Below are 12262 nucleotides of genomic sequence, written 5' to 3'. Positions count from 1 at the left end.
CCGTGAGCCGTCGGGCCCTGCTGCTCCCTGGACCGGCCGCGCTGCTCGCCCTCTACTTCGGGGTGAAGCTGGGGCTGTCGCCGCTCAAGCACTACGATCTCTTCTTCCACCTCGCGGGTGGGCGCTACGTGCTGGAGCATGGCTTCAACCGCGTGGACCCCTTCAGCGTGACGGGCACCGCGGGCTGGGTGCCCCACGAGTGGGGCTTCGGCGTGCTCTCCGTGCTGCTGGTGAAGCTGCTGGGCGCGGCGGGCCCGGCGCTGCTCACCGGAGCGCTCGTCGCCTCCAACGTGCTGCTGCTCTGGGCGGCGTTCGGCCGCGCGGCGCCTCGCCGGGGGCTGGTGACGCTCGGGGTGCTCGCCCTGGTCCTCATCGTCCAGTCCCCCACCTGGAGCCAGGAGCGCCCCTTCCACGTGGGACACCTGCTGTTCGCCCTCGCGGTGCTCGGCGTCCAGGCCTGGCGAGCGGGGAATGATCGGGTGCTGTGGTTCGCGCCCCTGCTGGGCGTGGCCTGGGCCAACCTGCACGGCAGCTGGCTGCTGGGCCCGGCCCTGCTCGGAGCCACGGCGGTGGGCCAGGCGCTGGACACTCCCGAGCAGCGCCCGCGGGCCGTGCGCGCGGTCGTCGCCGGCGTGGCCATGTTCCTCGTGTCGGCGCTGTCGCCCAGCGGCCCGAGCATCTGGCTCTACCCACTCCACCACTCGCTGCTGAAGTCCACGCAGAACATCAACGAGTGGGTGCCGCTCGATCTCGCGGTGGGCTGGAGCTGGGCGTACCTGGCGCTGGTCGGCATGGCGCTCTTCGTCGTGGGGCAGGCCCCGGTGCGGCGCATCGCCATCCTCCTGCCCACCCTGGGCCTGGGGCTCGCGGCGCTGAAGGTGCAGCGCCATGCACCCTTCGCGGCGGTGCTCGTGGCGCTGGCGTTCTTGGAGCACGCGGCGCCGGTGCGCGGGCTCGTGTGGCCGGAGCTCCTCCGCCGTCCCGCCCAGGCGCTGGATGCGCTCTTCGCGCGCTGGAGCGCCGGAGCCGGTGGTGGCCTCTGGCCGGCGCTGGCGCTCGTCCTGCTGGCGGGGGTGAGCTGGCAGAACCCCGTGCCCGTGGAGCAGGGTGTGCTGCGCTCGCGCTTTCCGCTCACCTGCTTCGAGGCGCTGCGCAACCTGCCTCCGGGCAAGGTGCTCAACCGCTTCACCATCGGAGGTGCCGTCTCGTACTTCGCGGGCCCGGACTACAAGGTGTTCATCGACAGCCGGAACGATCCCTTCCCCCAGCCCATCCACGACGACTACATGCGGATCCTCTGGTCGGAGCCCGGCTGGGAGGAGTCGCTCGCCCGCTACGATCCGGACTACCTCCTGTGGGATGAGGAGAATCCGGGCAACATCCTCCTCGATCAGCTCCGGAAGGCCGGCGGCTGGCGCGAGGAGGCCCGGGAGGGCCAGTACGTCCTCTGGGTCCGCACCCGCTCCACCTCGCGATGAAATGCTCCACGCGAAACGCGCTCACCGTCTGCGGCCTGCTGGCCATCCTGGCCCTCATCTACCGCTCGGTATTCTCCGGCCAGCTGCTGGCCGGGCGGGACGTGTTCCGCATCTTCTTCCCGGACTCGGCCTTCCTCCTCGAGTCCCTGCGCACGGGCGAGCTGCCCCTGTGGAACCCGTACATGCGGCTGGGGCAGCCGTTCGCGGCCACGCTCTACTCGCAGGTCTTCTACCCGCCGCGCTGGGTGGCGGTGGTGCTCACCGGGCCCATCGCGTCGATGACGGTGATGCAGGTGTTCCACGCCGGGGTGGCGGCCGTGGGCGCGTTCCTCCTGGCCCGGCGGCTCCGGCTGGCCTGGAGCGCCTCGGTGCTCGTGGGGGCCGTGTTCGGCGTGTCGCCGATGATGACGGACCTGGGCATCCAGCAGAACGTCGTCGACGCGGCGGCTTGGAGCGGCTTCATCCTGGCGGCGGCTCGGGACGCCGCGCTCCGGCCGGGCCCCGCGCCCATCGCCCGGCTCGCCGTGTTCGCGACGCTGTCCCTGCTGGCCGGCTCGCCGGAGACGACGCTCTGGCAGGGCATGCTGGCGCTCCTGGCGCTGTGGGGCCTGCGTCCACGCGGGGTGGCGGCTCCCAACAAGCCCGGGGCGGCGCGCTGGAACGGAGCGGCGCGCGTGGTGGGCGGGCTGGCGCTGGCGGGAGCCCTGTCGGCCCTGGTGCTGCTGCCCGCCGCCGAGTTCGCGATGAACTCCCTGCGCACGCGCTCCGCGGGGTTCGCCAGCGAGCGCCTGGCATGGTCCGTGTCATGGCCTCAGCTCCTGTCCATGGTGTGGCCGCTGGCGGACTGGCCCCGAGGGCCGTACTGGGGCGAGGATCAGTGGTTCATCCTCAACCAGTTCCTCGGCTCGGTGGCGTGCGCGCTGGCGGTGGTGGGCGCGCTCGCGGGTCCTCGACGGGCGCGGCCCTTCGCGGTGGGCGCCCTGCTGTTCGCGCTGCTCAGCCTCGGCCGGCACTTCCCTCCCGCCGCCGCGCTGCTGCACGTACCGCCCTTCTCGCTATTCCGCTATCCAGCCAAGTACTTCGTGGGGGCCGCGTTCTGCATCGCCCTGCTGTCCGGCTTCGGGCTGGAGGCCATGGGCCGTTTCGCCCGGCGCATCCGCCCTTCGCTCCTTCGCGCGGTGGCGGCGTTCGTGGTAATGGGCGTGGCCATCGGCGTGGCGGGGCCCATCGTCAAACGTCTGCCCATGCGAGAGTCCGCCGAGGCCGGCATCACCTGGCCCCTGCTCTTCCTGGGGCTGGCGACCGTCTTCCTCTTCGTCCTCCGGGACACCTTCGCCCGCCCGCGCCGGCTGCGCCACGCACTGGCGACGCTCGCGGTGCTGGAGCTGGTGGCGGCGCACCACCTGCTCACCGTGCCAAAGTACTCGGCCCATGAGCCGCTCGCGCGCACCTCGGTGATCCGGCAGCGGATGCCGGAGGCGCTCGACGGGCGCATCAGCGCGGACATCGAGGGCCCGGCGGACCCGACCCAGGTGCCCAACGCGGTGTCGCGCACCATCGAGCTGAGCCGCGATCGGCTCATCCCCAACCGCTTCGTCGAGGAGCGGCTGCCCGCGCTGGAGGGCTACGGCGCCCCCGAGCCCGCCCGGAGCGACGTGTTCCACCTGGCCGGGGAGCGGAGCGTCTATGACCTGGCGGGCGTCACCTGGTACGTGCGCCACGGGCCGCCGCCCTTCGACGATCTGGAGGTGCTCCAGAAGCTGGAGGACGGCACGACGCTCTCCCGCTCGAAGACGGCCATGCCCCGCGCCTTCCTCGTCCAGAAGGCCCTGGTGACGCCGGACGCGGATGCGCTGAAGGCGGTGCTGGATCCGGCGCAGCCCTTCCGACACACCGCGTACCTGGCCACGGGGGAAGCCCTGGACCGCGCGTCGTGTGGAGGCAGCGCGCGGGTGGTGGGCTCGGGCGCTCAGCGCCTGGAGGTGGAGGTGGACGCGTGTGACGAGAGCTACCTGGTGGTCAGCGACAGCCACTACCCCGGCTGGCGCGCGACGCTGGATGGGAACGCCACGGAGATCCACCGCGCCGACTTCGCGCTGCGCGCCGTGCGCGTCCCTCCAGGCCCCCACCGCGTCCGCTTCGAGTACGCGCCCCTGAGCTTCCGAGTGGGGCTCACCGTGTCCCTGCTCGCGCTGGCGGGGCTCGTCGCCTCCGTCCTCGGCTCGGCTCGCCGCCAGCCTCCTCGGCCCAAGGCGGCCTGAGCCCGCTTCCCGTGCGCACCCACCTCCTGGCGGCATGGAGCGAGCGCAGCAGTCCCCTGAGCACCTCGTTCTGGGTGGCGAGGTAGAGAGGGTAGCTCCAGAACGGAGCCCCCCTGCGGCTCAAGAGGGCGTAGGCAAACTGCAGGGTGGATTGATCGACCCGCTGGGGCACGCTCTCGAACCACGCCGCGCTGCTGCGTGCCGCGCGCTGCAGCGTGACCAGGGAGGTACGCCGCTCCTCCTCGTAAGCCCTCAGCGCGGTCGGGATGTCCAGGTGTTCGCGCAGCTTCCCGGCCAGCCCGATCGCATCCTGGATCGCCAGCTTCGTCCCCGAGCCGATCGAGAAGTGCGTGGTGTGGGCGGCGTCACCCATGAGGGCGATGTTGCCGTGAGACCAGCGCTCGTTGGTGATGGTCTTGAAGTGGAGCCAGGGCGTCTTGCCGAGTCCGCGCCGCTGGTTGAACAACGAGTGCCCCGCCAGGTGGCGCCAGAAGATGCCCTCCAGTCGCCGGAGGGTCTCGTCGGGCCCGAGCGTGTCGAAGCCGAGCCCCTGCCAGGTCTCCAGCGGACACTCCACGATGCAGGTGCTGGTCTCCCGGTTGAACCGGTAGGCATGGAACCAGAGCCAGCCGGCGGGGGTCTCCTCGAAGGCGAACGTGAAGGCATCGAACACCTTGTTGGTCCCCAGCCAGATGTACTTGTTCCTCCCCTCCTCGACGCGGGGCTGGAACTGGTGGGCGTGCAGCAGGCGGACCTTGCTGTTGACGCCATCGCACGCGACGATCAGGTCCGCGTCAGCGAACTCGGACGGAGCCTCGGCCTCGCGCTGGAACTGGACATCCACCCCGAGTTCCACGGCTCGCCGGGTGAGGATCTCCAGCAGGCGCTCCCGGCCGATGCTGAACCCATGGCCGCCGATGTGGATGGCCCGCTGCCCGTGGATGTGCACTTCCTGCTGATCCCAGCGGGCAGCGCTCTCCGAGATCTCCCGAGCGCTCTCGAAATCGTGCCGGTAGAGGGCCTCGAGGAGATCCTCCCAGAACACGACGCCCCACCCGTGGGTCACCCCAGCGGGATTCCGCTCCACCACGGTAATGTCGTGATTGCCGTGAGCTCGCTTCGCCAGGATGGAGAAGTACAAGCCCGCGGGGCCTCCGCCGATACAGACGATTCGCATGTCGCCTCTCCCCCCATGCACCAAGCTCAGCGCGTCGCCAGTGATACCGAGGCCTCCTCCCGCCCGCCATGACGCCCCGACCTCTCTGGTCGGGACCCAACGCAGCCACGCGGCCAACCATCGTCGATTCGCCGCTGATGCTCACCAGACAGCTCTGACCTGCCCTCCGGTCCGAGCCTGGAGCACATGCCAGCGGCCTACGCAGCGGGTGAGGGAGCCCCACTTCGAAGGCCCCATCTTGCTCCACTCCGCGATTCCAAGAGAAAATCGAAGCCACGCAGCTGTCGTGACCGCTTCTCACCCGTCGCTTCCGGAGCTCCCGTGATCACGTGTCCCATCTGTGACGAGGAGAACGAGGATGGGCTGGCCCAGTGCAAGAACATGGCCTGCCGCTACGATCTCCAGTTCTCCACGATGAAGAACTACTACGCGAAGGTGGAGACCTTTCACGGCACGGTCAACCCCGTGCCTTATCCCAAGATCGACGGGCGCAAGGAGCCCTTCAAGGTGGTCCAGCTCAAGCGAATGGACGCCATCTCCCAGAACGTGGCCCTGCATGCAGAGGGCCGCCTTCGCATCCAGTTCCGCATCCTCCACATCTACGCGTGGATGCTGGAGCGCGGGATCATCGCCCCGCTCGATCAGATCGTGTGGAACTCCGCCCCGCTGCAGCAAGGCAAGGCGACAGGCCACAAGATCTACAACGAGCGGGGACAGGTGATCGGCAGCACCCGCGAAGCGGCGCACCAGCTCATCGCGTCGCTGATCGTCTCGTCCGATGAAGGGAAGACCTGGCACTACCTCTACGAGCTTCCGAAGCTCGCGACCTGCGCACCGGCCGTGGCCAAGCGGGTCAAGCTGGTGCTCGGCGCGCTGCACGCCACGGTGACGGACCTGGAGACGCGGTACAACGACACGGACGCTGTCGTCGAGGAGGCGGGCCGGGGGATGGTCCTGGCCTACATCGACTCGATCCGCGGCATCCACATCGCCAAGGAGTACACCACCAAGACCTGGCCCAGGCTCTGGTACGCGTTCCGCGATGACTACGTGGCGCTCCTGGCGTCGCTGCGGGACAAGAAGGTCCGCGCGCTCTTCGAGAAGGCGCGAAAGCTCGATGAGCGGGTGCTCGAGGAGTACATCCATGTCGCGAAGGACCTGAAGTACGAGCCCCTCAAGCAGGTCAAGGATCGCTTCAAGTCCATCGTCAACAAGTCCGAGGGCAACGGGACCTGGACCTGACCCCTCAGCGCAGCTCGAAGGGGAGGCTCAGGGTGGCGAACGCCTCGCCGGTGCTCGCATCTTCATGGGCACATCCCACCGCCAGCAGCCACACCGTGACGCCAATCCAGTGCAGCCCAGTGTCGAGAAGCGTGCGCAGCCGGCCCGCCAGTTCCCGCCAGTGGACGTTCCGTCCCGCGAACCGATGCAGCGGCGCGGCGAGGCCGCACCTTAGGGGCCGCCATGGCTCCGTCCCGCCCTTCCCAGGTCGCCCCTCGCACCGTGTGGACGGTGGGCCTCCACGTGCTGGCCCTCGCGGCCTTGGGGCTGATCCTCTACCAGCTACGCCCGCTGCTGGTGCTCCTGGCGCTCGCCCTGATGCTGGCGCTGGCCCTGGAGCCGCTGGTGCGCCTGTTCGAGCGCCTCCGGCTCAAGCGCGGCTGGAGCGTGATGCTGACCGTCCTCTCGGTGCTGGGGCTCTTCACGTTCATGGGCCTGTCGATCATCCCCATGCTGGTGGACCAGCTGAGCCACCTCATCTCGGCGCTGCCGGGGTTCGTCACCCAGCTGCGCGAGGCCGAGTGGCTGCGCTCGCTCGACGAGCGATTCAGCGTGATGCGCTCCGTGGAGGACAGGCTGCCGCAGCTGCCGGCCACCATCGCCGGGCCGATCCTGGAGGTGCTGAGCTCCTCGGTGGGGGTGCTGCTCACGGCGATCACCGTGTTCACCATCACCGTGTTCGGCCTGCTCTTCGGCGAGCAGCTCTTCGAGCAGTCCATGCTCTGGGTGAAGCCGGACCGGCGCGCCGAGCTGCGCTCGCTGCTGCTGGACATGAACCGGGCCGTGAGCGGCTACCTCGTGGGAGCGTTCCTCGTCTGCGCGCTGGGCGGCGTGGTGACGGGCGTCATCACCTGGGCGCTCGGGGTGCCCTTCTTCCTCGCGCTGGGGCTCATGTACCTGGTGCTCGGGTTCATCCCGTACATCGGCAGCCTGCTGGTGGCCATTACCGTCTCGGTGACGACGCTGGCCACGGTGGGCTTCCGCCGCGCGCTGATCGCGCTGGGGCTGTTCCTCGTCTATCAGCAGCTCGAGGGCAACGTGCTCCAGCCGCTCATCCAGCGGCGGACGCTGAAGATGAACCCGCTGCTCATCGCCATCGTCGTCGTCGGGGGCGCCATGGTGATGGGAGTGCTGGGCGCCGTGCTGGCCCTGCCGCTCGCCGCCGCGCTCCAGGTGCTCCTGCAGCGGGTGCGCGAGCAGCGCAACACCCAGTGGGAGCAGGAGGCCCGAGCGCTGGCTCCCGCGCCCGTCACGACGGCCCCGGGGATGCCACCGCCTCCAGAGAGCAAGGGCGAGGCCCCGCGGGGAACAGCAGACACCGAGGAGCCGTTGCACCACTGAAGGCTGCTCCCCTCGAACCACTTCGGAGAGAATGCCGTCCATGTCGCTGCGGTTCTCCTTCTCGCTCCTCATCCTGCTCGGGGCGACCCTGGGCCACATCTATCTGTACCGGCGCCTGGTGTGGACGACGGTGCGGAGCCTCGCGCTCCGGCTGCTGGTGCTGGCCGTGCTCGTGCTCATGACGCTGGCGATGATCAACCGGCGCAGGCTGGGCGACTTCCTCCCCGAGGGAGTCGCCGAGACGGCCTCCGTGGCGACGTACACGTGGATGGGCGTCGCGCTCTTCCTGGTGCTCGCGCTCCTGGCCGTGGATCTCACCCGTGGCGTCCTGACGGTGGGACGCAGGCTGCGGAGACCCGCGGCGGCCAGCGAGCCTCTCCCTCAGCCCGTCGTGGACGAGGAGCGGCGCCGCTTCCTCGCGCGAACGGTGGCGGGAAGTGCCGCCTTCCTGGGAACCGGAATGGCCGCCTACGGCAGCTGGCGCGCCTTCGCTCCACCGCTGGTGACCGAGCTGGCGATCCGGATTCCCAAGTTGCCGCGAGCCCTGGACGGCCTCAGCATCGTCCAGCTCACGGACATCCACGTGGGAGCCTTCATCCAGCGCCGGTTCATGGACGAGCTGGTCCAGCGCGCCAACGCGCTCCGGCCCGATCTGGTCGCCGTCACCGGGGATCTCGTGGACGGGGACGTGGCGACGCTCGGCCCCGCCGTGGCGGCGCTCGGGAACCTGAAGGCGCGCTTCGGCCGATTCTTCGTCACGGGCAACCACGAGTACATCTCCGGCGAGGATCCCTGGGTGGAGTTCCTCCAGACGCTGGACATCCAGGTGCTGCGCAACCGTCGGGTGAGCATCGGCGACGCGGGGGGCTCGCTGGACCTGGTGGGCGTGGACGACTGGAGCGGCGGCAGGCGGCGCGGCAGGCCGGGCTACGATCTCGACCGGGCGCTCGAGGGCAGGAACCCGGACCGCGCCGCAGTGCTGCTGGCGCACCAGCCCTCCAACTTCCGGGTCGCGGCGGAGCAGGGCGTGGACCTTCAGATCTCCGGTCACACCCACGGCGGGCAGCTCTTCCCGATGACGGCCTTCATCGGCATGATCTGGGAGCACTCTGCGGGGCTCTACCGGCACGGCGCTTCCCACATCTATGTGAGCCGCGGGTGTGGCTTCTGGGGCCCGCCCATGCGCTTCGGCAGCCCGCCCGAGCTCGTCAAACTCGTGCTGACGACGTAGGCACAGGCGCCTCTAGACTGGGCGCATGAGCTCCACCCCCGCGACGCATCCCAAAGGCCCCCGCCCTCGCTCCCTCGTGGGGAGTGTCGTCGACTACGCGCGGGCGCCCCTGGCCTTCCTCGAGGACTGCGCCTGGGGCGGCTACGGCGACGTGGCGTACCTCACCTTCCTGGGGCAGCCCACGTACGTGCTCAACCTCCCGGAGCACATCGAGCACGTCCTCGTGACGGCGCAGCGCAACTACGTCAAGGACAAGCTCCAGCGCGTGCTGCTCCGGGGGTTCCTGGGCCAGGGCCTGCTGGTCAGCGAAGGAGACTTCTGGCTGCGGCAGCGCCGGCTCATGCAGCCCGCCTTCCACCGCCAGCGCATCGCCGCCTACGGGCAGGTGATGGCCGAGCACGCCCGGCGCATGCTGGCCACCTGGCGGGAGGGAGAGGTCCGCGACATCGCCGAGGACATGATGAAGGTCACCCTCGACATCGTCGTCCAGAGCCTCTTCGGCCTCGAGATGGGAGATGGAGCGACGGCCCAGGTGGGACCGGCGCTCGGGCGGGTCATCGACCACTTCTCGAAGCTGCAGGCGCTGGTGGTGCCCGGCTGGATCCCCACCCCTGAGAACGTGGGCTACAAGCTCGCGATCCGGCGGCTCTACCGCGTCGTGGACGGCATCATCCAGCAGCGGCGCGTGGAGGGCCGCGACACCGGCGATCTGCTGTCGATGCTCCTCCAGGTCCAGGACGAGGACGGCAGCCGGATGAGCGACCAGCAGATCCGCGACGAGGCGGTGACGCTGATGCTGGCGGGCCATGAGACGACGGCCATCACCCTGAGCTTCTGTTGGGATCTGCTGTCCCGGACCCCGGAAGCCGAGGCCACGCTGCACCAGGAGCTGGACTCGGTGCTGGGCGGAAGAGCACCCACGGTGGAGGATCTGCCCGCCCTGCCCTTCACGGAGTACGTGGTGAAGGAGTCCCTGCGGCTCTATCCGCCGGCCTGGTCCTTGAGCCGGGAGTCCGTGAAGGAGGACACCGTGGCGGGCTGGCGCATCCCGGCGGGCGCCGCGGTGTGGCTGAACCCGTGGACGGTGCAGCGGGATCCCCGCTTCTATGAGGAGCCGCTGGCGTTCCGTCCCCAGCGCTGGGCGGACGGGCTGGAGCGCCGCCTGCCGCGCTTCGCCTGGTTCCCCTTCGGCGGCGGCCCGCGGCTGTGCATCGGACAAAGCTTCGCGCTCATGGAAGCACGGCTCGTGCTGGCCACCCTCGCCCAGCACTTCCGGCTGGAGCGCACGCGGGAAGGAGCGGTGCCGCTGCTCCCCTCGATCACACTGCGCCCCAGACACGGGATGCCCATGAAGCTCCGCGCACGCGCGGCTCCCTAGCGTGCGGGCTCCTCGCTCTGAAGGGGCAGCTCGATGGTGAAAGTGGCGCCGTGGCCCCGTCCGGCGCTCGCCACGTAGAGCCGCCCTCGCAGTTCCTGCGCGGCCAGGGCGCTGATGTGCAGGCCGAAGCCGTGCCCCGTCTTCTTCGTGGTGAAGCCCTGGGAGAAGATGCGCGTCAGGTTCTCGGTCTCGATGCCCACCCCGTTGTCCCCCACCTCGATGCGCAGCTTCTCCCCCTTCTCGTCGAGGCCGACGCGGATCATCAGGGACTTGTCCGGCGCATCGCTCTCCACCAGCGCATGCCGGGCATTGCTCAGCAGGTTGAGGAGGATCTGCAGCAGCTTGTGCCGATCCACCTCGATGGAAGGCACCTCCGCGTAGTCCCGCCACACGACGATGCCCAGCTGCTCGAAGGAGCTGGCGTCCAGGCGCAGCGCGTCGTCGATGAGCTGGGGCACCAGGATCCGCTCCACCAATCCACCGTACCGGGCGTGCTCCTGCTGCATGAGAACGATGGACTTGATGTGCTCCACGCTCTGGTTGAGCGCCCGCATCTCCTCCAGGAGCGCTTCGCGCTCGGACGCCAGCTGCGTCGACAGCGCGCTGATGTAGATGGGCAGCTTGGAGCCGCGAGGATCGGTGGTGAGGAAGGACGCGAGGTCCGCGGCGTGCTCGTTCAGCAGCCCGCTGACGTGACTCAGCATGGAGATGCGTGAGCCGCGCAGCCTGTCGGTGACGATGCCCACCGAGATGTTGAGGCTGTTGAGCGTGTTGCCCACGTTGTGCAGCACGCCCGTGGCGATCTCCGTCATCCCCGCCTGGCGCGAGACATCCAGCAAGGTGCGGTGCAGCTCCCCCAGCTTGGCCTCGGCCTCCTTGCGAGCCTGGATGTCCCGCTCGAGCGCGGCACGCGTGGAGGCATGCGCGCTGCTGTACAGCCCCCCGACCGCCCACCCCGCCAGGATGCAGAGCGCGGCGATGATGTGGATCCCCCACCGATGGCCATTGGTCATGACGAGCGGCTCGGCGTCCCGGAACTGAATCCAGAGCGGGCAGACGACTCCGACGATCAAGAGGACGGGGATGAGGATGACGAGGCCCAGGCGCGGCCCCAGCAGGTATTCCGACAGGATCGTGACCAACATCATCGCCGCGCTGGCGGCGAGAAAGGAGTCGCCCTCGTGGAGGGAGACCAGGAGGATGGTGGACGCCATGAGCGCGCTCAGGAGCAGCGCCGGGAGACGGGACGAGGAGGCCCCGCGCAAGATCCACAGGATGCCCGCATAGCCGACCAGGGTGCCGGTGGTCCCCACGACATAGCCCGCGGGCAGCTCCCCGCTCAGGGTGGTGATCAAGATCAGCCCGGCGAGCACGATCAAGGCGATGGTCGTGCCAGCCACCACCCTGGCACGGCCGAGCTCCGCGGGCGGTGCACGACGCAGCGCCTCCGAGAGAAAGCCGTCCAACCACGGGAGAATGCGCCAGGAGTGCGTCTCCGATGGAACGCGGGCACCGGGCTGCTCGGGCCCGCCCCCCTGGCTGGAAGTGCTCGGCATGTCAGCGCCCATTCTGGACGGAAACGCCTCGACTTACGACGCGCGTATCTGCGCTTGTGCTCTCGCTGCGCGGAGCTGCTGGCCTGGCGCGCCTGGTAGGCCTGCTCGCGCTGGAGCTTCTCGAAGCTCTGGAGCCGCTCTCGCGAGAGGCCCCCTGCTTCCAGGGCGGCTCGGACCGCGCACCCCGGCTCGCCCCGGTGGGCGCAGTCCGAGAAGCGGCAGTCGGTGGCCAGCGCGAGGATGTCGGAGAACGCCTGACTCAGGCCCTCCTCCTCATCCCCCACAGCCCGAGCTCGCGCATCCCCGGCCCGTCGATGAGCAGCCCTCCATGAGGTAGCACGAAGAGCTCCCGGTGCGTGGTGGTGTGGCGCCCCCTGGAGTCATCCTCCCGGACGGCCTGGGTGGCCAGCCGCGCCTCTCCCAGGAGCCGGTTGACGAGCGTGGACTTGCCCACTCCCGAGGAGCCGAGCAACGCCCCGGTTTTCCCCGGGGGGAGCCGTGCGAGCAGCTCCTCGAGCCCGGTGCCCTCTTGCGCGCTCAGCGCGAGCACGGGGACTCC

9 protein-coding genes are annotated in these 12262 nt (G+C 69.7%); 6 read left to right on the top strand and 3 right to left on the bottom strand.

Going from position 1 to position 12262, the window contains the following annotated elements:
• Positions 1 to 2: 2 nt before the first annotated feature.
• Entirely contained in the window at positions 3 to 1478 is a 1476-nt protein-coding gene (locus KY572_RS43215; RefSeq protein ID WP_224249631.1) for a hypothetical protein, read from the top strand.
• Entirely contained in the window at positions 1475 to 3739 is a 2265-nt protein-coding gene (locus KY572_RS47590) for a YfhO family protein (RefSeq protein ID WP_263452474.1), read from the top strand. Before KY572_RS43215 ends, KY572_RS47590 begins: the two co-directional genes overlap by 4 nt.
• Here the strand turns inward: KY572_RS47590 and KY572_RS43205 are convergent.
• Positions 3651 to 4916, bottom strand: a complete 1266-nt coding sequence (locus KY572_RS43205; protein ID WP_224249630.1) for an FAD-dependent monooxygenase — start codon at positions 4914 to 4916, stop codon at positions 3651 to 3653. The two genes, KY572_RS47590 and KY572_RS43205, sit on opposite strands and share 89 nt — an antisense overlap.
• 321 nt (positions 4917 to 5237) lie before the next feature.
• Here KY572_RS43205 and KY572_RS43200 point away from each other — a divergent pair, with 321 nt between their 5' ends.
• From KY572_RS43200 to KY572_RS43185, 4 genes are all read left to right on the top strand, one after another.
• Positions 5238 to 6158 carry a hypothetical protein gene (locus tag KY572_RS43200; RefSeq protein WP_224249629.1) on the top strand — a complete coding sequence of 307 codons (921 nt, stop codon included), beginning with the start codon at positions 5238 to 5240 and terminating at the stop codon, positions 6156 to 6158.
• A 222-nt stretch (positions 6159 to 6380) separates the two neighbouring features.
• Positions 6381 to 7538 (top strand): AI-2E family transporter, encoded by a 1158-nt coding sequence (locus tag KY572_RS43195; protein WP_224249628.1) that lies wholly within the window; start codon positions 6381 to 6383, stop codon positions 7536 to 7538.
• Between the two features lie 40 nt (positions 7539 to 7578).
• Positions 7579 to 8769, top strand: a complete 1191-nt coding sequence (locus KY572_RS43190; RefSeq protein ID WP_224249627.1) for a metallophosphoesterase — start codon at positions 7579 to 7581, stop codon at positions 8767 to 8769.
• A 25-nt stretch (positions 8770 to 8794) separates the two neighbouring features.
• Complete coding sequence (locus tag KY572_RS43185; RefSeq protein WP_224249626.1) at positions 8795 to 10147, top strand: cytochrome P450; 1353 nt, start codon at positions 8795 to 8797, stop codon at positions 10145 to 10147.
• Here the strand turns inward: KY572_RS43185 and KY572_RS43180 are convergent.
• Positions 10144 to 11703: a sensor histidine kinase gene (locus tag KY572_RS43180; RefSeq protein ID WP_224249625.1), complete on the bottom strand. Its 1560-nt coding sequence runs from the start codon at positions 11701 to 11703 to the stop codon at positions 10144 to 10146. The genes KY572_RS43185 and KY572_RS43180 overlap by 4 nt on opposite strands.
• A gap of 259 nt (positions 11704 to 11962) precedes the next feature.
• A partial coding sequence (rsgA, locus tag KY572_RS43175) for a GTPase RsgA (RefSeq protein ID WP_224249624.1) occupies positions 11963 to 12262 on the bottom strand: 300 nt, incomplete at its 5' end.

This window comes from Hyalangium gracile, assembly GCF_020103725.1.
Lineage (GTDB): Bacteria > Myxococcota > Myxococcia > Myxococcales > Myxococcaceae > Hyalangium > Hyalangium gracile.
The sequence above is the reverse complement of the archived record's forward strand: the minus strand, read 5'-3'. Positions and strand labels throughout refer to the sequence as shown.